The sequence below is a fragment of the Bacillus sp. ISL-57 genome (genome assembly GCF_018613135.1).
GTDB lineage: Bacteria > Bacillota > Bacilli > Bacillales > DSM-1321 > Peribacillus > Peribacillus frigoritolerans.
The window spans coordinates 184,444-205,215 of the sequence record NZ_JAGGQV010000008.1 but is presented as its reverse complement, the minus strand read 5'-3'; the positions used below and the strand labels follow the sequence as shown (position 1 = coordinate 205,215).

Below are 20,772 nucleotides of genomic sequence, written 5' to 3'. Positions count from 1 at the left end.
AGCTGATGAATGAAGCCATTGCAGGTCAGTCTAGCGACATCCTTTGATATTGTTGGGCTGGCTCGTTACAGCCATGATAAATATTAAGCTGCCTGCCGATCATATCTGCTGTCCTGGTGTTATAGTGAATTCTGGTCCATTGCTCCATCACATGTGAATGGAGCAGATTTAGGATGGTCGGCAGTCGCACAAACGATAAAGTCTTGAACGGTTATGGAAATGATTATCTCAGTCGTTTCACTTATCCTAATCTTACTATTGAATTCAATTGTTTAAGAGAAAGGAGCATGATGTATATATGAAACATTCAGGTTATATGATGGGGATCGATATTGGCACGACGAGTACGAAAGTTGTTCTTTTTACAAAAGGGGGGGAAGTTGTCCAATCTTGTTCAAGGGGATATCCTCTGCACAGTCCGACTCCTTCCGTTGCGGAACAAGAGCCCGAAGAAATATATAAAGCGGTCATCATAGCAATTGGCGAGGTCATGATTGCAAGCGGAATAGAAAAGCAAGAACTGGGCTTGATATCGTTCAGTTCGGCGATGCATAGCTTGATCGCAATGGGTAAGGACGGCATTCCGCTTACGAATAGCATTACATGGGCGGATAATCGAAGTGTTGCCTATGCGGAGAAATTGAAGGCTTCAGAACAGGGAATGCAATTGTATCACAGGACGGGAACACCTATTCACCCAATGTCCCCAATCACGAAAGTAATGTGGTTAAGAAATGAGCATGCCGGGATTTTTAACGAAACGGACAAATTTATAGGAATTAAAGAATACATCATCTATAAATTTTTCAATGAGTATGTAATGGATCATTCACTCGCTTCTGCAACGGGCATGTTCAACATGAATGACCTGAATTGGGATGAAGAGGCACTCACCATTGCTGGAATTGGGGCTGATAAGCTGCCGATGCTTGTCCCTACAACGCATATCCTCTCAGGCTTAAGTGAGGAATTAGCTGCAAAAATGAACATTCATGCTGGTACACCGTTTGTGATTGGAGCGAGTGATGGAGTGCTTGCCAACTTAGGTCAAAACGCAATCAAGCCTGGCGTTCTGGCAGTGACAATCGGAACGAGCGGTGCGGTAAGAACCATCAGTGACAGGCCGCTTACCGATCCCAAAGGCCGGACATTCTGCTATGCCCTTACTGAGAATCATTGGGTAATCGGCGGACCCGTCAACAATGGGGGAATCACCTTCCGATGGGCACGCGATCAATTGGGCCGTGTGGAAATCGAAAAAGCGAAGGCTTCGGGACAGGACTCCTATGAGATTCTGACGGATATGGCTTCTATTATTGCACCTGGTTCTGATGGGTTGATATTCCATCCGTATATGGCAGGGGAACGGGCACCATTATGGAGTGCCGATGCAAGGGGCTCCTTCTTTGGACTGGCGCTTCATCACACTCGTGACCATATGGTCCGGGCAGTACTGGAGGGTGTGATGTATAACTTGTACAGTGTCCTTATAGCCGTAAAGGAATTGACTGGTGCTCCCGAGAAGATTCATGCAAGCGGCGGATTTGTCCGTTCGAAGCTCTGGCGCCAAATCATGGCTGATATATTCAATCAAAACGTGACAATCCCAGAAAGCTTCGAGAGTTCGAGCTTAGGTGCCGCCGTTCTTGGATTATATGCTTTAGGCGAAATCGAAAGCCTTTATGAGGTTGAGGGTATGGTTGGTGAAACGAATGAACTTGTCCCGATCGAAGAGAACGTTAAAGTGTATGAGGAATTGATGTCGATTTATTTATCCTTGAGCAGGCAATTGGAAGGTGACTACAAGAGGATAGCGGATTTCCAAAGACGCCATTTAGAATGACTCTTAGGATGAATAAGCACTGTGCTTCAATTTGTCGAAAAAAAGAGGGCGGAATTCACAGAAAACAACTGGAACTTTTATTAATAAAAACTGAGGCAGACAGGCTTTTCCTCGAATTTGTCTATAGTCTAAAGGCACAGATGCATAAGCACTGTGCTTTTCTTTTTGCCTGGTAATTATAATGGTAAGATGGAAGAAAACGATAAGGGGAATTTTCTTATGGGAGCCAGTAAAACGAATGCAATGCGAATTCTTGATAACAAACGTATAGAGTATGGCATGATGAGTTATGATGCCCGCGATGGAAAAATTGATGGGATCACTGTTGCTGACAAGATTGGAAAAGCGCCAGAAACCGTTTTTAAAACGCTTGTCACCCATAACGGACCGCAGCAGCTTTACGTATTTGTCATTCCTGTAGCTACCGAATTGGACTTGAAAAAAGCAGCGAAGGCCGCAGGTGCAAAAAAAATTGAAATGCTTGCGGTTAAAGATCTGCAAAAATACACAGGGTACATTCGAGGAGGCTGTTCCCCGATCGGAATGAAAAAACAATACCCGACCTTTATCGATGAAAGTGCAGCAAACCTGACTGAAATCATCGTAAGTGGGGGGAAAATCGGTACACAGATCGTTTTAAAACCGTCAGAATTCCTGGAAGTCACACAAGCGGAACCTGCAGCCCTAATAAAATAAATTGTTTACCTTTAGGTATTCACCTATTAGGCCTTTTCTTCATACGCTGTCTTGAAGATCACATTTTTATTGTGAGGGAGAGTGTGAAAGTGACAGGAAAAGTGATGAATTATTTTGCTGGAGGCAATACGGCTAAAGGTTTTTATAGTTTATATGATTCAAATTTAAAAGGTCTGGAAAGATTATTCATATTAAAAGGCGGACCTGGTTCCGGTAAATCGACCATTATGAAAAAAATCGGCCAAGAATGGCTGGATAAAGACTATGACATCGAGTATTTACATTGTTCGTCCGATAATGATTCCATTGATGGAGTAATCATACCGGCTTTGAAAATCGGTATCGTGGATGGGACTGCGCCGCATGTGATTGAACCGAAGGCACCAGGGGCGATTGAGGAATATGTCAATCTTGGGGCTGCCTGGGATTCCCAGCAGCTGGCTTCTGAAAGAGCGGCCATCATAAAGTTGACGAATGCGAGAAGCAAGAGTTTCGAGAAAGCATATGCCCTATTCGCTGAAGCATTAAAGATACATGATGAATGGGAAGACATTTACAAGTCAAATATTGATTTCGCAAAATTGAATGGGTTGACCAATAAATTGATTGAAAGCTTTTATAGAGATATCGTCCTTAATAAGAAGTCGGATGTTCGTCACCGATTCTTAGGTGCAGCTACACCAACGGGTGCAGTTGATTTCATCCCCAATATTACTGAGGGAATACAAAAACGGTACTTTTTAAAGGGTCGTCCAGGTTCAGGGAAATCAACGATGCTGAAGAAGATTGCAAAGGCTGCGGAGCAAAGGGGCTTTGATGTGGAAATATATCATTGTGGCTTCGATCCGCATAGCTTGGACATGGTAATCGTCCGGGAGGTGGGGATCGCCATTTTTGACAGCACATCGCCTCATGAATATTTCCCTAGTTGTGGAGGGGATGAAATCATTGATATATATAAAACGGCCATTTTGCCTGGAACAGATGAAATATATGCCGATCAATTAAAGGATGTTTCCACCAGGTACCGCACGAAAATGAATGAAGCGACAGCAAATCTGGCTAAGGCAAAAGAGCTTCATGACGAACTCGAAAAGATTTATGTGAAAGCAATGGATTTTACAGCCATCGATGATATTCAAAAAGACATCAATGAACAGATTACTGAACGGGCTCAAGATGTCGATAGAAAAACGATTCTACATTAAGAAAATAAACTGCGCCTGCCTTAATTAGGCGCAGTTTATTTATATTTTTTAATCCCCGAAGCCACACCAAGAATATATACGGGTTTGTTAAACGTGTTTATCCACGCCCTTTCGGTTAAAATAGGGATTATATTGAAAAAAAGGGGCGGATTGAATTGATAAAGACGATTGCGATTGATATGGACGGAACATTGCTAAACAAAATGCAAAAGGTCAGTGAGGAAAATAAACAAGCAATCCAGAGGGCGCAAAACGAGGGAGTGGAAGTGATCATTGCTACTGGAAGATCTTATGTGGAAGCGAGGTTCGCTTTAGATGAAGCAGGCATCGTTTGCCCTGTCATCTGTGTAAATGGTGCTGCCCTCTTCACGGAGGAAGGGAAGATTGCCGCTTCCAAACCAATGTCAGCAGCCACTGCTAAAATGGTCGCTGGATTCCTCGAAGAACAAGGGATTTATTTCGAAATATATACGAGTCAGGGGATTTATTCCAAAGACTATGAAAACGCAATATCTGTTTTGGTTGATGTATTCGTTACAGCCAATCCCGACATTGACCCTGAGGGTATGCGAAAATTTGCAGAGCAGCGTTTACAGCTGGGGCAGGTAACTTCCATTTCCGATTATTCCGAGTTATTCAGCCGTTCGAATGAGGAATATTATAAAATTCTCAGCTTCTCAAAGGATTTAACTTTATTAAATCAAATTGCTGCGAAATTGGAAGGACAAGGAGTTACAGTCACTTCATCAGGACGTGAAAATGTAGAAATCATGAGTGAAACGGCTCAAAAAGGTACGGCACTTGAAACATATGTAAATGGAAAATCCGGCTCGATGCAGGAAACCATGGCTATTGGGGATAATTATAATGATGTATCCATGTTTGAACGGGTAGGTTTGTCTGTCGCAATGGGAAATGCCCCGCTCGAAATTAAAAATCTGTGCGATGAAGTAACAGGAAATAATGATGAATCAGGCGTCGCGGAGGCCATTTTAAAGGTACTTAAACAGTCAGCCTATTAAACTCATGAATCAAAGGGGGAAAAGACCTTTGAAAAAATTGCTCTTATTTTTCCTTATGGCTACATTGTTTTTAACTGGTTGCAACAGGAATGATGACGAAAGCAAAAACAGGCCGAATCCTGACAAAGAAGTGACAGGCGCATTAGGGGAAGATCCGGATGTGTTGGTAACGAACCTGCAGGCTCCATGGTCGATTCAGAAGAATGGGAACACAATGTATGTGTCAGAGCGGACAGGAACCATCGTCGAATGGGACAAGAATAAGATGACACGGCAAAAGGTCAATCTTAAAAAGACATTGTCAGCTAAAGCGGAAGCTGGATTGCTTGGATTTTTGCTAGCTCCCGATTTCTCTAAGAGCGGGCAAGCTTTCGCCTATTATACTTATGAAGAGGGCGGGGATTCCATCAATCGCATCGTCATTTTAGAAAAAAGTGATGATATTTGGCAGGAGATGGGGACCTTAATCGACGGAATACCAAGCGGGGACTTCCACCATGGCGGCAGGATCAAGATTGGACCGGATGATAAGCTATATGCAGCAACAGGTGATGCAAGAAAGTCTGAAATCGCACAGGACATAGAATCTTTAGGCGGGAAAATTCTGCGCCTGAACCTGGATGGCACCATTCCTAAAGATAATCCTTTCGGGAACTCATACGTCTATTCATACGGTCACCGCAATCCACAAGGTCTGGCTTGGGATGAATCAGGACAGTTGTATGAAAGTGAGCACGGAGATTCGGCTCACGATGAACTAAATAAAATTGACCCGGGTAAGAACTATGGCTGGCCAGACATACAGGGCGATGAGCAAAAACCGGATATGGTAAAACCATTGATTCATTCCGGTGAAAATACATGGGCTCCTTCAGGCATGGCCTATTTTGACGGAAAGCTGTATTTTGCAGCCTTAAGGGGCGAAGCGCTAAAGAGTTACGATGTAAAGAGCGGAAAACTGACCAATATCATCACGGGCTCAGGAAGGATACGTGATGTATTCGTTGATGAAGAATACATATATTTCATAAGCAACAATACGGACGGGCGAGGAAATCCTGGTGAAAAGGATGATAAGCTATATCGTTTGTCGCTATCTCGGTTAAATATGCCTTGATGTTATCAGTGAGAAGAAATGGAGTATATATTCGGGAACCCCGCTAGCGGGGTTTCCTTTTTGTGTATGGCCCCAAAACCCACGAGTAAAAGCGCGAAATTGACGAGTAAAAGTGTGAAACTCACGAGTAAAAGCGCAAAACTCACGAGTAAAAGTGTGAAACTCACGAGTAAGATCCCCAATCTACTGAAAAAGGGATTTTTTTGTCTTGGAAGTCGTGGAGAAGCTAAGGAAACAGTGTCTACGATTATTTTCGTTCTTCCTGAGGGCTAGACATTTTTAATGAATAGGTGTATAGTTACCTAGGTAACTACTTTACAGGAGGAATACCTTTGTCCTTTCAAAATGGTTTTTTTCATCATAACTTACAATTTTCAAGGTCATTTACGAAAAAGTTAAATGAACAATTGGCCAAGGTTGATCTTTATCATTCCCAATGGTCGATTGTATATTATCTAAGTCAGTTCGGCTGTTCTACGCTTGTTGATATAAGCACTTATTTAGATGTGGAGAAACCGACGGTAACCAGGACGGTAAACCGATTGGAAGAACTTGAGTTGATTGAACAAGTTCCAGGAAAAGATAAACGGGAACGGAGAATACAGTTAACGGAGTCAGGTTTAAGGACTTATCAAGAGGCCAAAAAGGTAGTTGAGGAATTTGAACTTCAATTAATGAGCGGTTTGGCTGAAGAAGACCGGGAGGCAACGTTACGAACGTTGATTTTCCTGAAGGAAAAATTAAAACAATAGTAAGGAAGAAGGATTGAAATGAATCACAAACCGAAATTGTGGACGAAAGACTTTCTGATTGTTTCGTCTGCGAACTTTTTTCTATTTTTAACTTTTTATGTCCTGATGGTGACATTGACCATTTATACGATGGATAATTTTCATGCTTCGCAAGCACAAGCAGGGCTTGCTTCAAGTATTTTTGTTCTTGGGGCTGTGCTTGTCAGACCGATTGCAGGGAAAAAAATTGACAAGATCGGCCGCAGAAAGATGTTGCTTGGCTCGTTGGTTCTATTCCTGATTGCATCAATTGGATATTTCCTGGTGAATAGTTTATCCCTCTTATTAGTCGATCGGCTTATTCACGGTTTTGCTTTTGGCCTTGCCACTACGGCAACTGGCACGATTGCTGCAGATATCATTCCGAATGAAAGACGCGGGGAAGGTACAGGTTACTTTGCCATGAGTACCAACTTGGCAATGGCATTCGGTCCGTTCATTGGATTGCTGATTACACAGCATTTCAGTTACTCCATCATTTTCTATGCAGCCTCCTTATTTGCCGCATTTTCTTTAGTTGCATCATTATTCATGAATGTGCCTGAAGGGGATAAGGGCGGAGCTTCACCACAAAAAGGATTTAAAATCAGCGATTATTTTGAAAAAAGGGCACTGCCCATTTCCATTTTTATCGGATTTGCCGGATTTACCTATTCGAGCATTTTGTCCTATTTAACGTCTTTTGCGAAGGAAATGGATTTAATGGATGCGGCGAGCTTCTTCTTTGTCGTTTTTGCTGTTTTCCTTTTGGCGTCCCGTCCGTTTACAGGACGGATGTTTGATGTGAAGGGGGAAAATGCAGTTATTTACCCATCGCTTTTGCTATTTGCCGTCGGTATGGTCATCCTCAGTCAATCTCATCATGGTATCACGCTCCTGATTGCCGGCGCCTTGATCGGAGTGGGGTACGGTACATTCCAATCAAGCTGTCAAGCGATTTCCATCAAGGAAGCCCCATCAAATCGGATGGGATTAGCCACATCCACATTTTTTACAATGTATGACTTCGGTATTGGTGTTGGCCCATTCTTATTGGGATTCCTTATTCCATTTACAGGGTTCAAAGGGTTATTCATGGGAATGTCGGTTTTTGCATTCGTACTTATTGGCATTTATTACTTGGCACATGGGAAAAAAGCATCGGCAAGAGTGAAAATGCAGCATGAGGAACGCTTGTCTGCCTAAATTTTTTCAATAGGATTGTATAAAAAGAAAAATTTTGGGGATGCTTATATTATGATTGATTTTCCAAAGTATCCCCCTTTTCTCCGCCTGTAATCCACAGGCGTTTTTTTATGCCTAAACAAAGAAAACCGCCTTATTGGCGGTTTTCTTAAAATTTATAGGTCCATAATCTTTCTTTGCGGATCCAGTCAAGGAAATCTGCATCCTGATTCTCGAATTTCTCTTTCCAATCGATCACCATTGCTTCCGTTTGCGAACGGTGGGCAGTGAATGTGGCTACCTTTTTTTCTTCGACGGCAGTGATATCATGGACGATGTCGGGCTGTCCCAATTCGTCAATGCAGTTATTCGAGAAGGCGACACAATGAAGTTTAGGTCTCTCTTTCTCTTCCATTCTTTCCACGGCCCGAACTACAGCCCGTGCTGTCGCTTCATGATCCGGGTGGACACTGTATCCTGGGTAAAACGTAATGATCAATGATGGATTTAATTCATTGATGGCATCGGTAAATAATGAAGTCAGCTTTTCATCATCTTCGAATTCAATCGTCTTATCACGCAATCCAAGCATGCGTAAATCTTGGATGCCAATCGCATTTGCAGCATCGATTAATTCCTTTTTACGAATTTTAGGAAGTGATTCCCTTGTTGCGAATGGAGGGTTTCCTAAATTACGTCCCATTTCTCCTAAAGTTAAGCATAAATAGGTGACAGGAGTGCCCGCTTCTCTATGAAGGGCAAGCGTTCCGGAGACCGAGAAGGCTTCATCATCGGGATGTGGGAATATAACTAATACATGGCGTTCTTTTTCCAAGGTATATTTCTCCTTCCGTACTACTTACAGTAAGTATGTTTATCGGTGAATGGGAGTTTTCATCGGAATCATCATATGATATATATCAAGCAAGTTGTCATCATTCAAAGGGAGTGGGACTGAGCTGCATGGAGACAGCAAGCTTTCCGGAAAAATCAAGGCCTGCCAATAGCAATCTCCCCTGTTCATCCATTTCGAAGTGGTTAACGCCTTCTGCATATACCCAGCCAATATTGAGCTTCAAGCCGATGCGATAGGGTCCATCCCCAACTATCTTGCCATGTTCATACTGAATAAAAGCGTTACGAATATAAGCACCTGCCGAGAAGAAAGCTTCATCTACATGAGTGGCATAGGCGCCATTTGTCGTTTCAAGGTGAAGATATACATCTTGTCCGGCGAAAGAATCAATGGCATTTTGCACCTCTGTACGGTCTATAGGTTTCATTCGATAATTTCCTCCTTAACTGGGCGGCTAGATAAGCTTTTCCTTCTTTCTATTTTACTAGATAAAAACAAAAAAAGCGAAAAAGGCCGCTCGATGAATTTGAGCGGCCATTAAACTTGATGTTTTATTTTTGTGTTTTTTCCGCAACCCCATATTTATGGTATGCGCCATGATTGACGGGTCCGACATAGTCATTCATTTTCCAAGAATGGCGAACCGCTTCGGTGATGAAGTCTTTGGAAATGAGGATAGCCTCACGCGGGCTTTTCCCTTCAGCCAATTGAGCTGCGATGGCGGCAGAAGATGAACAGCCGGCACCATGTGTATTGGTCGTTTCGATTTTTTCCGATTCAAGGATTTCAAATTCTTGTCCATCATATAAAAGGTCGATGGCTTTATCATGATCAAGCTTATTACCGCCTTTGATCAAGACATATTTTGCACCAAGTGCATGAACCTTTTCAGCTGCAGCCCTCATATCATCAATCGTCTTGATAGGAGCAGTTCCCGCTAACTGAGCGGCCTCGAACAGGTTAGGTGTGACTACAGTTGCACGTGGAACAAGCAGTTCGCGCAGTGCTACAGCCGTTTCAGGGTGCAATACTTCATCTTCACCTTTACATACCATAACTGGATCGATTACGACTTTGTCCAGCTTCAACTCATCTATTTTACGGGCAACAAGTTCAATGATTTCCACTGATCCAAGCATTCCTGTCTTCATGGCTTCAATGCCTATTGATAGAATCGTTTCGATTTGGGCTTCCAAAACTTCGACAGGTGTAGGGAATACATTATGGGCCCAGCCATTCTTCGGATCCATCGTCACGATTGTCGTTAAAGCGGACATACCGTAAACGCCGAATTCTTGGAATGTCTTTAAATCTGCTTGAAGACCTGCGCCGCCGCTCGAATCAGATCCGGCAACCGTCATAGCTCTTTTCATAGTCATTATGTGACCTCCTCAGGAGAATTAGATATCGATATTATCAGCATACCAGTTAATATCCTATTTTTAGAATATACCAAAATTTCTTTTATGTAAAACTTAGTTTTCAGCCTAATATGAGTGTCTTGGCGAAGGAAGGGCAATCGCCTCGCATAAGTCATTTTTCGAACCTGTAATTAAGGAAATTGGATGGATGTCAGCCCCTACTTCCATCTTTTGATGGACAAAGCAAAGGTTGTGAAAGTGTCATTATTTTCAAATTTGATTTAATATATTTAAATATAGTGGAGACACATTTAGTATAGCTTTTCCGTTCGATGCTGGATTAAACCCAAAAAGGGAGGTTGATTTCTATGGAATGGACCATGTTGCTTTTAGCTGGCGGGAAATCAAGCCGTATGGGAGTGAATAAGGCACTTTTGACCGTAGGCGGCATTGTGAACATTTCAAGAGTGGCATCCGAATTGAAAAAGGTGTCAGAAAACATTATGGTCATTACGAATACATTTGAAGAATATCATTTTCTGCAACTTCCGCTCATTCCGGATTTACATAAAGATCAAGGACCTCTTGGCGGATTGCATGCAGGGCTGACCTCATCGAAAACGGAGCTTCAGTTCCTTGCAGCGTGCGATATGCCGTTTGTGAGTGCAGCTGCCATCAAGGAAATCATTACCCATTATGAACCTGGATTCGATGCTGTCATTCCAGAAATAAATGGCAGGCTCCAGCCGCTTTTTGCGGTTTACCATAAAAGGTGTCTTCCTGTACTGACGGAGTGTTTATTAAAGCATGAATTAAAAATGAGCCTATTCTTGGAAAAGATCTCGGTGAAAATCATGAAAGAAACCGACTTTACGTTATATCGCGAGAATCCTGAACAATTTCACTACCTTTTTTTCAATATGAATACGAGGGAAGATTATCAAAAGGCAGATTATATTGATCAAACTGAATTATATAAAGGATGGTAGACATGAATTATAATATTTCAAAAGAGCCGATTGTCATCCAGGAAGTGATTGATAAAGTAGTCAGTCGAAATGCAGGTGCCGTCACGACCTTTATTGGTACAGTGAGGGAAATGACGGAAGGAAAAAAGACCCTCTTCCTAATTTACGAAGCGTATGTACCGATGGCCATCAAGAAATTGGAGCAAATCGGATCTGAGATCAAGGAGCGTTGGCCTGATGCAGAAACGGCGATCACCCATCGTGTAGGTAAACTTGAAATCACGGATATCGCAGTGGTTATTGCCGTTAGTACGCCGCACAGAAATGATGCATATGAGGCGAATAGGTTTGCGATCGAAAGAATTAAAGAAATCGTCCCGATTTGGAAAAAAGAACACTGGGAAGATGGGGAGACATGGGTAGGAAACCAGTTGGAAACCGTTCCATATCCATCAGGGAAACCGGAAGAGGGGGATATTGATGATTAATGTACTTTTATTTGCCCATTTGAAAGATGAGCTAGGCAAAGAGACTGTTTCAATAGAAGGAAATGGAGTGAGTGTTGCCCAGCTAAAAGCAAAGATGAAGGTGGATTTTAAATTGGAAGGTCTTGAAACCGTGATGACAGCGGTCAATGAGGAATTTGCCGATGATGACACGATTTTATCTGATGGAGATACAGTTGCTTTCATTCCGCCAGTAAGTGGAGGGTGAAGGATCCGGAAGGGAGGGATCACGGTGAAAGAGCGATATTCAAGGCAGACTTTATTCGCACCCGTTGGTGAAGGGGGCCAATTGAAGATTATGAACAAGCATGTCTTGCTTCTTGGTGCAGGGGCTTTGGGATCTGCTAATGCCGAGGCCCTTACTCGTGCAGGAGTAGGGAAGCTTACCATTGTCGACAGGGATTATGTCGAGACCAGTAATTTACAGCGCCAACAAATGTATACGGAACGGGATGTCGCGGAGAAACTGCCAAAAGCAGAGGCGGCAAAGCGTCATTTATTGGATATCAATCATGAAGTTGAGGTGAATGCGATCATCATGGACGCAACTGCCCAGAATCTCGAACAGCTGCTTGGTGATGTTGATTTGATATTGGATGCAACCGACAACTTTGAGACACGGATGATTATTAATGATTTATCACAAAAGCTTCATATTCCGTGGATTTATGGAGCTTGTGTGGGGAGCGTGGGCATGACTTTGACGATCCTTCCCGGGCAGACTCCATGTTTGCACTGTTTGCTTAAAGCGATCCCGATTCAAGGAATGACCTGTGACACAGGAGGGATCATATCACCGGCTGTTACGATGGTAGTGGCACACCAAACTGCCGAGGCTTTGAAAATCCTTGTTGAAGATTGGGAATCGGTACGGCCTGCACTTGTTTCTTTTGATCTGTGGAGAAATCAATACCAAACCGTTAAATTGACAAAAGCGAAAAAGAGAGATTGTCTCTCATGCGGAGAGCAAAGGACATACCCCTTTTTAACAATGGAAAATGCAACGAAAACGGCTGTTCTTTGCGGGAGGGACACTGTACAGGTAAGACCGCCAAAACCTCTGGAACTGCAACTCGAAAAATTAGCCAAAGATCTGGACGGCAGCGGTTATTTGGTGAAATTCAATCCATTTCTTCTCTCCTGTGAAAAAGCTGGGGAACGTATCGTCATTTTCAAGGATGGCCGGGCGTTGATTCACGGTACGAAGGATATGGTCCATGCAAAGGCCGCGTACCAAAGCATCCTGGGATAATGATCATAAAAAAACGAGGCCCCAGGTTTTGGGTCCTCGCTTTTTTATGAATCCATATAGGGTAATGGTACGGGTTTTAGTGTGTGACCCCGTCTTTGTTATCTTGTTTGGAAGCAACGATGACTACTTTTCCTTCGTCAAGTACTTCCTCGTAACGTTCTGCCTCCATATCACTAAGGCCAAGGTTGCTCATTCGATTACGAAGTTCATCTCCGCGAGATTTAAAGAGATTTCCGACGGTATCAAGGAAACCTTGTTCCTTCATGCCTACATCTTCTGTATTTGTATTCTCGGTAAGGTGTTTAGAACGGGTTTTATCATGGGCAAACAAATATACATCGTCTTTCGTATAACCTGACGTAACTAATTCATCGATTTTTTCCTTTGCTTGTAAACCGTTTTCTACTACATGTACTTGATACATATAAACTCCTCCTTGAATTTTATTAAGATTTTCTTGAATATAGGTAAATGGAATCTTGCTTATTACAGTTGTTGATTGGCTATAGTAGTATATAACCTCAATTGGGCCCTGTTAAACATTTATATCAGAAAATATTTAGTAAGTGGTGAAGCGGAATACCTTCTGTATGCGGTAGGTCAAGTATTTGAAGACAGGCAGTTTCTTTTGGTATTCACTGTAATCCACCGTGTATGTTCCGTTTTGATTTGTCCAAAGTCTATGGAAATAGCTGTCGACATCCTTGGAAACGTCCCCATCATTTGGAGCATGGATTTCAACATTCGCTTCAAGGTTATAGTCATCTAGATTTCGTGAAGTATAATTAGCCGATCCTCCAAGAATGACCGTTTCATTAGCTTTTTGGATCATCATCAATTTTGTATGGAACTGTTCTTTAGCTGTTTTATACCAGCGGATCGAGATGTTTTCATCCCCCAGTTTTTCGAATTCGGCGGCAACCGGAAGATTGGGCAGCCCGATTTTTTCGCTTCCGAATGCGTTTTGATTCGGATCCAATATCATTTCAATCTTCACACCCCGTTTAGCTGCATCCGTTAATGCCTCGACAACCTCGCGATCGGCAATGTAGAACATGGCAAGATGGATCTTGTCACCATTTTCGGCATCCTTAATTGCCTTTAGGACATGTTTATTGATTTTTCCTTCCGTTAGCAGTTGTACCGATATTGGCCCTTTATCTGCTGATTTCTCCTTGAAATCAGGAAATGACCTTGGTCCTCCCGAGAATTTCGAAGCGGCTTCCTCGGCTTTAACGAAATCGCCGATTATATTCCCGTCCATCTGGAAGGCAATATTGGAATGGAATCCACTTGCGTCATGAGGATTGGCAGATGAGATGATGGCCGTTTTTTCAGTCGCGACCACTTTTCTGTGATTGGCTTTGATATTCATCAGTCTAAGATAAGAACGCAAGGTGACCTTTGGTGCGCTTTTAGCCATTGGATTGACGATCCAGCCTTTCCCGTTTTCACCGAACCATTGGAAAAAGGTCCGATACACACCTGAATAGAGAGGATTCGGATCCCGGAGGCGGTCCAAGTTGGTAACAATGACATCAATTCCATTTTTCTTCATCGTTTCCAATGCCTCTAACTGGTAGGCATTATAGGAAGTATTCACTTCATCAGTAATGAATATAATCTGGAGGTCAGGTTTCTTTTTCTTCTGTTCAACCAGATTATCCCCAGCGTCTCGGTTAACTTCGGGAAGTTTATCTTTTCATCATAAAAAGCATTAAACAAAAACATATCGATTACGATATAAGAATCAGCCTCTTCTATGGCTTGATTTATGGTTTGGAAAATTCGCTGCTCATGTTGCAGATTCCCTTGTTCATCGTGATAGGAAAGGTCATAGATGAAATCGATATCCTCGACATGATGAACTTTCCCTTCATAAGAAATGCCATCGGGAAGCGGCTTGTAGCTGTTATAGGCAATGACGATTGCAATGACGGTCAAAAAGCTGACAAGCAGATAAAATCGTTTTCTTTTGTACCACTTTTTCATAGGAAAGCCTCCAACATGGTTAATTTGCTTGCTAACTTTCTATTTTCCCCTTTTTGGGGTATATAGAAACATAAATCGTAATCTATGGAAAAAGGCAAGGCGATGAAGTTTGATATAATATAGTTTCAAAAAGCGGAGAGGGGCTGTGGCAGATGGCAAAGCAGTTTTTAACAAATGATTGGTGGCCTCTATTGAAAGAGGAGTTCAAAAAAGAATATTACCAGGAGCTATGGGAATTCATAAAGCAAGAGTACAGTCAGCAAGTCATTCATCCGGATCAGGACGATATTTTCAATGCGCTTCACTATACTCCTTTTGAAGATGTAAAGGTTGTCATCCTTGGACAGGACCCTTACCATGGCGAGGGTCAGGCACATGGCCTTAGTTTTTCAGTTAAGCCGGAGGTGCGCATCCCGCCCTCATTAAGAAATATCTTTAAAGAATTACACACCGATCTTGGCTATGATGTACCGGATAATGGTTACCTGGTCGAATGGGCAAAACAGGGAGTGCTTCTATTGAATACCGTCTTGACTGTCCGTGAGGGAGAGGCGCACTCACACCGCGGAAAAGGATGGGAAATCTTTACGAATCAAATTATCCGCCTATTGAATGACCGCCCGAAACCGGTTGTATTCATCCTGTGGGGGAAACCTGCTCAAACCAAAATCCCTTTGATTGATGAAGCCCGCCACAAAATCATTAAGTCCGTACATCCGAGTCCGCTGTCGGCATCCCGTGGTTTCTTTGGCACCAAACCATTTTCCAAAACAAATCAATTGCTGATGGAAATGGGGGAATCTCCAATTGATTGGAAAATCCCGAACCGATGATATCGGCAATAGAACGAAACGGGTGAATTGTATGGCGTGCCGTCATTTCTATATAACTTGGGATCTGAGTTTTCCAAAAGGCTGCCGTGCTTTTCAATTCAAAACATCAAACCAGCCTTCTCTTGATGTCTTTCGTTCTTCAGGAGAGCCATGCTTGAAATTCCAAGCAAAGCCAATTAAAAGGTAGGAAATATGCAAGGTGTTTTCTTCTCTGATTTTTGCTATGCTAGTTATGATAGTTTTGACCTGTATATAGACGAGGTGGTAAAGTTGGATATTTCATCAAGACAAATGTTGGATAAAATCGAAGAGCTTGTTTTAAAAGCGAAACAGGCAAATTCAGAGGATAAGGTGCAAGGGTATGTTATGGCCATTAAGTCCCTTTGTGAAGTGATGGTTGATGAAAAAGCTGCGAACATCAGCATACAGAAGCCAATCACATTGACCCAGCCCGTCATGTCGGCTACACCGAATGTAGAACCGGTTAAAATGGATGAGGCCAATGGGGAGTCCTTGTTCGATTTTTAAATTAGGGAAGGGGAGCGAAATAATTGAAACTGTTCATCATATTAGGTGCATTGAATGGGTTTATTGCAGTGGCACTTGGTGCATTCGGTGCGCACGGACTGGAAGGGAAAATTCCTGATAAATATTTGGAAACTTGGCAAACCGCTGTTCAATATCAAATGTTCCACGCGGTGGGTTTATTGGTGCTCGGTTTATTGGCTGGGAAAATTGATAGTCCGCTGATCAACTGGTCCGGCTGGCTTATGCTAATAGGAATTATCCTATTTTCCGGAAGCCTATTCGTTCTAAGCGTTACGCAAATCAAAGTCCTTGGTGCCATCACACCGCTTGGCGGAGTTTCTTTCTTGGTTGCTTGGGTCTTAATGATCATTGCTGCGTATAAATACTTGTAAGGTCAGCTGAGGCTGTAGACAAATTCGAAGAAATCGAGTTTGCCTGCAGTTTTTTTTATGGATTGTACAATTTGCACGGACATTACCGCTGCAGGCACTCGCTTATCCAGAGGCGGGCTCGCACCTTTTTCTCCAATCAACTTTGTTATTACATATAGATAGAAACCATACCTGATGAGTTGAAGGTGGAATGTTTTCCGAACCTCTACAAACTGAGCTGATCGATCTTTTTGGAAAAAGTCATGCCAATATAAGAAGAGCCTCGGAATCAAATGGATTCCGAGGCTCTTCTTTATTGAATTTCCTTCACCTTGGGGAATAGGTGGTAAGCCCAGCGCCCCCGAATGGATATTCATATTCGATTTCCTCATCAAACGTTATATAATCTAAGTATACCATCGGGATTAAGTATCGTTTTCCCGTTTGAGGATCGCTTATGATTAAGTGATCGCGTCCTGCAGCCTCGATGATTCCTTTGAAGATCTTGGCATTCCATTCCTTGTTGTTTTCAAACGTTGTATAAACAGTGGCTAATTTCCCTTTATTCAAACGCAAGATGTTCTCGATGTATGATTGTTCGACCGGAAGCATGCCAGGTATCTGCGGTCCGGAAGTGGCTGGACTCACCTGCATCGGCATTTGTTGTGGCGTGCCGGCCATAGTGGGCTGTTGTGGCTGGTATGGCGGTTGTTGGTATCCTTGCTGCGGGTAACCCTGCTGCTGGTTAGGATTCTGCTGCCTTAGTTCAGGCTCATTACTTTCATAGGGGTAATAAGGGCTTCCTCCGTACGGGTAATTACCATAAGGATTATTTTGTGACATTGCATTCCCTCCTGAATTCAAGGTTTAGTTGATGCTGTGGAATTTGGATAATCCGAGAGTGTGGACTGGGAGAAACAGTGCGATTTATAGCGACCGGTAGTATTGTATATGTTTTCTGGACAATCCCCGGGTGGCTTAAAAAACCACAATGAATGTTAAGCGATACATAACGGCTGCCGTTCATGATAAAAGCCATATCCTCTTGCCGGCTAATGAATAGAAGTAACGTTCCTTCACCTCGCTGGAGTCAGGAATTGCCTTGATCAATTTTCCTGAAGCTGAATGGGACTGTGAAAAAATAAATTCATCACTATTGAAAATGTATGGGATGGGGATTGGATTTATTCCACAGCCGGGGAAAAAATAAAAAGGGGCGGACGGAAAAAAAGCCTCCGGAAACCGGAAGCCCTTCGTCTTAAACGTATAGGAATGAAGATACATTTTCTTCAGGCAGGATATTGCCTACAAAGAAAGAGCCAAATGCAGCGTAGCGTGCACTCACTTCATCAAAACGCATTTCATAGATTAATTTTTTGAATTGAAGGACATCATCTGCGAATAGAGTCACGCCCCATTCATAATCGTCAAAACCGACAGAACCTGAAATGATTTGTTTTACTTTACCCGCATAACTGCGGCCAATCAAGCCGTGGGAACGCATTAAGCCTTTGCGCTCTTCCATGGAAAGCATATACCAGTTATCATCGCCATCACGACGCTTGTCCATTGGATAGAAGCATACATGTTTCGCTTTTGGCAGTATCGGATAAAGTCTGGAACGAACATGAGGGTTCTGGTATGGGTCCTCACCATCTCCGCCAGCTAAGTAATTGCTTAATTCCACGACCGAAACGTATGAATAAGCGGGAATTGTATATTCGGCAAGCTTCGTTTTGTTGAATTCGTTTTCGATTGCATTCAATTCTTCCATGGTCGGACGGGCAAACATGAGCATGAAGTCCGCTTTCTGACCAACGATGGAATATAGGGCATGGCTGCCTTCATTGTCGCTTTGAGTCATATTCCATTTATCCAGTAAACCTTGGAATTCCGAGATGGCCAATTGGCGTTCGTCACTTGATAACGTTTTCCAAGAAGCCCAGTCGATCAGGCGGAAATCATGTAAACAATACCAGCCGTCCAGTGTTTGTGCTGCTTCACTCATTACAATCACTCCTAAGTCTTATTATAACTTTTAATATAGCATAGTTTCAGTATAAGGAAATTTATATCAACCCGCAAACACCATCACTGTTTTTCGGTGTTTCTGTAATTTTCAAATTTGCGGAGGGCTGGAATTTACCTGACTGCTGGAGTATTCTTAAAAGAAGACGACAATGGATTTTACCGGATGGTTAAATATAGAAAAAATGGGGGAAACGTATCTAAAAAGGAGGAAGAGCCAATGAGTGATTTATTTGAAATATTGGAATCGAAAATTATGGGGCATAATTTAAAGATCGTTTTTCCGGAAGGGTTGGATGAACGGATTTTGGGAGCAGCAGGCAGGCTTGCCCAAGCTAAACTGGTGACACCGGTATTGATCGGGGATATCGGGTTGATTCAAGAGAAGGCAAAAGACTTAAAGATCTCCCTTGATGCAATCGAAATATATGATCCGAAGAATTATATCATGATGGATGAAATGGTTGAAGCGTTTGTGAAGGTCCGTGATGGTAAAGCGACCGATGTACAAGCACGTGAAACCTTAATGGATGAGAACTATTTTGGAACCATGCTCGTCCATATGAAACTGGCACATGGAATGGTTAGTGGCGCAACGCATTCGACTGCCGATACGGTTCGTCCAGCCTTAAAGATCATTAAAACAAAGCCAGGCGTCCAAAAAACCTCGGGAGTGTTCATCATGGTCCGGGAGGAAGAGAAATATGTATTCGCGGATTGTGCGATCAATATAAACCCAAGTTCCCAGGACCTGGCTGAAATTGCTATAGAAAGTGCGAAGACTGCATTAATGTTCGATATCGAACCGCGCGTGGCGATGCTGAGCTTTTCGACAAAGGGTTCGGCAACATCCCCCGAGACCTTAAAAGTGGTTGATGCCGTCGATTTGGCAAAAGAAATGGACCCTGAAGTCATTCTTGATGGGGAATTTCAGTTTGACGCAGCCTTCGTTCCTTCTGTGGCAAGGAAGAAAGCACCGGATTCCCTTATTCAGGGGGATGCCAATGTTTTTATTTTCCCAAGTCTCGAAGCTGGGAACATTAGCTATAAGATGGTGCAGCGCTTGGGTGGCTTCGAAGCGGTCGGTCCGATCCTTCAGGGGCTGAATCGTCCGGTGAACGATCTTTCGAGGGGATGCAGTGAAGAGGATGTATATAAACTGGCTGTCATTACAGCGGCACAGGGATTTGTGGCGCAGTATCAATAGGCAGCTTGAGGATTAAATGTAGAGGGAGATTCGTATGGGTGAGACAGATTCATTATTAATGCAGCAAGAGTGGAGGATTATTGATCAATCTTCCGTTGGGCCTCAGTTTCCTGCTCTGGATTCCTTTGCGATGGATGATACATTTTGCGCTTCCGTTGGGTCAGGTAAATCAGCGGCCGTAGCCAGGGCGTGGGTACACCACCGAACCATCGTTATGGGTATACAGGATACGAAGTTGCCTTTTCTTAAAAAGGGCTTGGAACATTTGGAGGAACATGGTTTCCGGGCCATCGTGAGGAATTCCGGAGGGCTTGCAGTCGTCCTGGATGAGGGGGTCCTTAATTTTTCGCTCATTTTTCCTGAAAACGAGCAGAAAATTGAAATCAATCGTGGATATGATGCGATGTGGAAGCTTGTCCAATTGATGTTTTCCGATTTCCCAGTCAAGATGGAGGCGCGGGAAATCGTCGGTTCCTATTGTCCCGGCAGTTATGATTTAAGTATAAATGGGCAAAAGTTTGCCGGTATATCCCAACGCAGGATCCGCAATGGCGTAGCGGTGCAAATCTATTTGTGTGTCAATGGAAGCGGGGCTGAACGTGCCAGTCTCGTGAAGGGTTTTTATGATGCAGCTAAAGGAAATGCAGAAACCAAATTCGCTTATCCTGATATCGTCCCTTCGGTAATGGCATCCCTAACCGAATTGTTGGGTGTGCAATTGCGTGTTCAAGACGTGATGCTCAGATTCCTTCAAGTATTGAAGGAACATAGCGAAAGGATATTCTCTGACACACTTTCCGCTGAGGAATGGCCGTTGTATGAGGCGTACTTGACGAGAGTGGTCGAACGCAATGATAAAGTATTCGATGCATTAAAGGATTGATCTGAAAGAAGCCGTTCCATTAAGTCAGGAATGGCTTCTTTCATTTAATATTTAATACGACTTTAGCATTCACTGAAACTGTAAAAGGACTGTATGATAGGCGGAGATAGTATTCCTTCTTTCTTGAAACAATGAAAAAAAGAGCC

Annotated in this window: 24 protein-coding genes; 16 read left to right on the top strand and 8 right to left on the bottom strand. The window is 43.0% G+C overall.

Going from position 1 to position 20,772, the window contains the following annotated elements:
* Positions 1–298: 298 nt before the first annotated feature.
* From gntK to J7I90_RS14095, 7 genes are all read left to right on the top strand, one after another.
* A complete protein-coding gene (gntK, locus tag J7I90_RS14125) occupies positions 299–1,843 on the top strand; it encodes a gluconokinase (protein ID WP_214772419.1) in 1,545 nt (514 codons plus the stop codon).
* Between the two features lie 219 nt (positions 1,844–2,062).
* The gene (ybaK, locus tag J7I90_RS14120) at positions 2,063–2,539 is read left to right on the top strand and encodes a Cys-tRNA(Pro) deacylase (protein ID WP_214772618.1); all 477 of its coding nucleotides are present in this window, start codon (positions 2,063–2,065) and stop codon (positions 2,537–2,539) included.
* An 89-nt stretch (positions 2,540–2,628) separates the two neighbouring features.
* Complete coding sequence (locus J7I90_RS14115) at positions 2,629–3,747, top strand: PRK06851 family protein (RefSeq protein WP_053536930.1); 1,119 nt, start codon at positions 2,629–2,631, stop codon at positions 3,745–3,747.
* A gap of 155 nt (positions 3,748–3,902) precedes the next feature.
* On the top strand, positions 3,903–4,769 hold the full coding sequence (locus J7I90_RS14110; protein WP_214772418.1) for a Cof-type HAD-IIB family hydrolase: 867 nt from the start codon (positions 3,903–3,905) through the stop codon (positions 4,767–4,769).
* Between the two features lie 28 nt (positions 4,770–4,797).
* Positions 4,798–5,886 carry a PQQ-dependent sugar dehydrogenase gene (locus J7I90_RS14105; protein WP_251025283.1) on the top strand — a complete coding sequence of 363 codons (1,089 nt, stop codon included), beginning with the start codon at positions 4,798–4,800 and terminating at the stop codon, positions 5,884–5,886.
* A 332-nt stretch (positions 5,887–6,218) separates the two neighbouring features.
* On the top strand, positions 6,219–6,638 hold the full coding sequence (locus tag J7I90_RS14100) for a MarR family winged helix-turn-helix transcriptional regulator (protein ID WP_214772416.1): 420 nt from the start codon (positions 6,219–6,221) through the stop codon (positions 6,636–6,638).
* A gap of 18 nt (positions 6,639–6,656) precedes the next feature.
* Positions 6,657–7,862 carry an MFS transporter gene (locus J7I90_RS14095; protein WP_214772415.1) on the top strand — a complete coding sequence of 402 codons (1,206 nt, stop codon included), beginning with the start codon at positions 6,657–6,659 and terminating at the stop codon, positions 7,860–7,862.
* Positions 7,863–8,010: 148 nt separating this feature from the next.
* On the opposite strand, the gene bshB2 is transcribed toward J7I90_RS14095, so the two are convergent.
* The 3 genes from bshB2 to pdxK all read right to left on the bottom strand — a co-directional run bounded on the left by bshB2 (position 8,011) and on the right by pdxK (position 10,076).
* Positions 8,011–8,676 carry a bacillithiol biosynthesis deacetylase BshB2 gene (gene bshB2 / locus J7I90_RS14090; protein ID WP_034315960.1) on the bottom strand — a complete coding sequence of 222 codons (666 nt, stop codon included), beginning with the start codon at positions 8,674–8,676 and terminating at the stop codon, positions 8,011–8,013.
* Between the two features lie 100 nt (positions 8,677–8,776).
* On the bottom strand, positions 8,777–9,124 hold the full coding sequence (locus J7I90_RS14085) for a YojF family protein (protein WP_034315946.1): 348 nt from the start codon (positions 9,122–9,124) through the stop codon (positions 8,777–8,779).
* Between the two features lie 124 nt (positions 9,125–9,248).
* Positions 9,249–10,076 carry a pyridoxine/pyridoxal/pyridoxamine kinase gene (gene pdxK / locus J7I90_RS14080; RefSeq protein WP_214772412.1) on the bottom strand — a complete coding sequence of 276 codons (828 nt, stop codon included), beginning with the start codon at positions 10,074–10,076 and terminating at the stop codon, positions 9,249–9,251.
* 350 nt (positions 10,077–10,426) lie between these two features.
* Between pdxK and mobA the strand changes: the two genes are divergently transcribed.
* Genes mobA through J7I90_RS14060 form a run of 4 tightly spaced genes read left to right on the top strand, consistent with a single transcriptional unit; the run spans position 10,427 to position 12,784 of the window.
* Positions 10,427–11,047, top strand: coding sequence for a molybdenum cofactor guanylyltransferase (mobA, locus tag J7I90_RS14075; RefSeq protein WP_214772410.1), 621 nt, complete (start codon positions 10,427–10,429; stop codon positions 11,045–11,047).
* Between the two features lie 2 nt (positions 11,048–11,049).
* A complete protein-coding gene (locus tag J7I90_RS14070) occupies positions 11,050–11,514 on the top strand; it encodes a molybdenum cofactor biosynthesis protein MoaE (protein ID WP_214772408.1) in 465 nt (154 codons plus the stop codon).
* Positions 11,507–11,740 carry a molybdopterin converting factor subunit 1 gene (moaD, locus tag J7I90_RS14065; protein ID WP_214772407.1) on the top strand — a complete coding sequence of 78 codons (234 nt, stop codon included), beginning with the start codon at positions 11,507–11,509 and terminating at the stop codon, positions 11,738–11,740. Before J7I90_RS14070 ends, moaD begins: the two co-directional genes overlap by 8 nt.
* 24 nt (positions 11,741–11,764) lie before the next feature.
* The gene (locus tag J7I90_RS14060; protein ID WP_214772406.1) at positions 11,765–12,784 is read left to right on the top strand and encodes a MoeB/ThiF family adenylyltransferase; all 1,020 of its coding nucleotides are present in this window, start codon (positions 11,765–11,767) and stop codon (positions 12,782–12,784) included.
* A 76-nt stretch (positions 12,785–12,860) separates the two neighbouring features.
* Here the strand turns inward: J7I90_RS14060 and J7I90_RS14055 are convergent, their stop codons facing one another.
* From J7I90_RS14055 to J7I90_RS27405, 3 genes are all read right to left on the bottom strand, one after another.
* Positions 12,861–13,208: a YflT domain-containing protein gene (locus J7I90_RS14055; RefSeq protein ID WP_192207294.1), complete on the bottom strand. Its 348-nt coding sequence runs from the start codon at positions 13,206–13,208 to the stop codon at positions 12,861–12,863.
* Between the two features lie 135 nt (positions 13,209–13,343).
* Positions 13,344–14,387 (bottom strand): phospholipase D-like domain-containing protein, encoded by a 1,044-nt coding sequence (locus tag J7I90_RS27965; RefSeq protein ID WP_311381007.1) that lies wholly within the window; start codon positions 14,385–14,387, stop codon positions 13,344–13,346.
* Positions 14,384–14,776, bottom strand: a complete 393-nt coding sequence (locus J7I90_RS27405; protein ID WP_251025282.1) for a phospholipase D-like domain-containing protein — start codon at positions 14,774–14,776, stop codon at positions 14,384–14,386. Before J7I90_RS27405 ends, J7I90_RS27965 begins: the two co-directional genes overlap by 4 nt.
* 152 nt (positions 14,777–14,928) lie before the next feature.
* Between J7I90_RS27405 and J7I90_RS14045 the strand changes: the two genes are divergently transcribed.
* From J7I90_RS14045 to J7I90_RS14035, 3 genes are all read left to right on the top strand, one after another.
* Positions 14,929–15,609: a uracil-DNA glycosylase gene (locus J7I90_RS14045; RefSeq protein ID WP_214772404.1), complete on the top strand. Its 681-nt coding sequence runs from the start codon at positions 14,929–14,931 to the stop codon at positions 15,607–15,609.
* 270 nt (positions 15,610–15,879) lie between these two features.
* A complete protein-coding gene (locus J7I90_RS14040; RefSeq protein WP_053536917.1) occupies positions 15,880–16,137 on the top strand; it encodes a YwdI family protein in 258 nt (85 codons plus the stop codon).
* A 23-nt stretch (positions 16,138–16,160) separates the two neighbouring features.
* Complete coding sequence (locus J7I90_RS14035) at positions 16,161–16,529, top strand: DUF423 domain-containing protein (RefSeq protein ID WP_053536916.1); 369 nt, start codon at positions 16,161–16,163, stop codon at positions 16,527–16,529.
* A 306-nt stretch (positions 16,530–16,835) separates the two neighbouring features.
* Here J7I90_RS14035 and gerQ read toward each other — a convergent pair whose 3' ends face one another.
* Both gerQ and hemQ read right to left on the bottom strand, forming a co-directional pair.
* A complete protein-coding gene (gene gerQ, locus J7I90_RS14030; RefSeq protein WP_214772402.1) occupies positions 16,836–17,351 on the bottom strand; it encodes a spore coat protein GerQ in 516 nt (171 codons plus the stop codon).
* Positions 17,352–17,766: 415 nt separating this feature from the next.
* Positions 17,767–18,516: a hydrogen peroxide-dependent heme synthase gene (gene hemQ, locus J7I90_RS14025; RefSeq protein ID WP_053536913.1), complete on the bottom strand. Its 750-nt coding sequence runs from the start codon at positions 18,514–18,516 to the stop codon at positions 17,767–17,769.
* A gap of 240 nt (positions 18,517–18,756) precedes the next feature.
* On the opposite strand from hemQ, the gene pta reads away from it, so the two are divergent.
* Both pta and lipL read left to right on the top strand, forming a co-directional pair.
* The gene (pta, locus tag J7I90_RS14020) at positions 18,757–19,743 is read left to right on the top strand and encodes a phosphate acetyltransferase (RefSeq protein WP_214772401.1); all 987 of its coding nucleotides are present in this window, start codon (positions 18,757–18,759) and stop codon (positions 19,741–19,743) included.
* Positions 19,744–19,777: 34 nt separating this feature from the next.
* Positions 19,778–20,626, top strand: coding sequence for an octanoyl-[GcvH]:protein N-octanoyltransferase (gene lipL, locus J7I90_RS14015; protein ID WP_214772400.1), 849 nt, complete (start codon positions 19,778–19,780; stop codon positions 20,624–20,626).
* Positions 20,627–20,772: the final 146 nt, after the last annotated feature.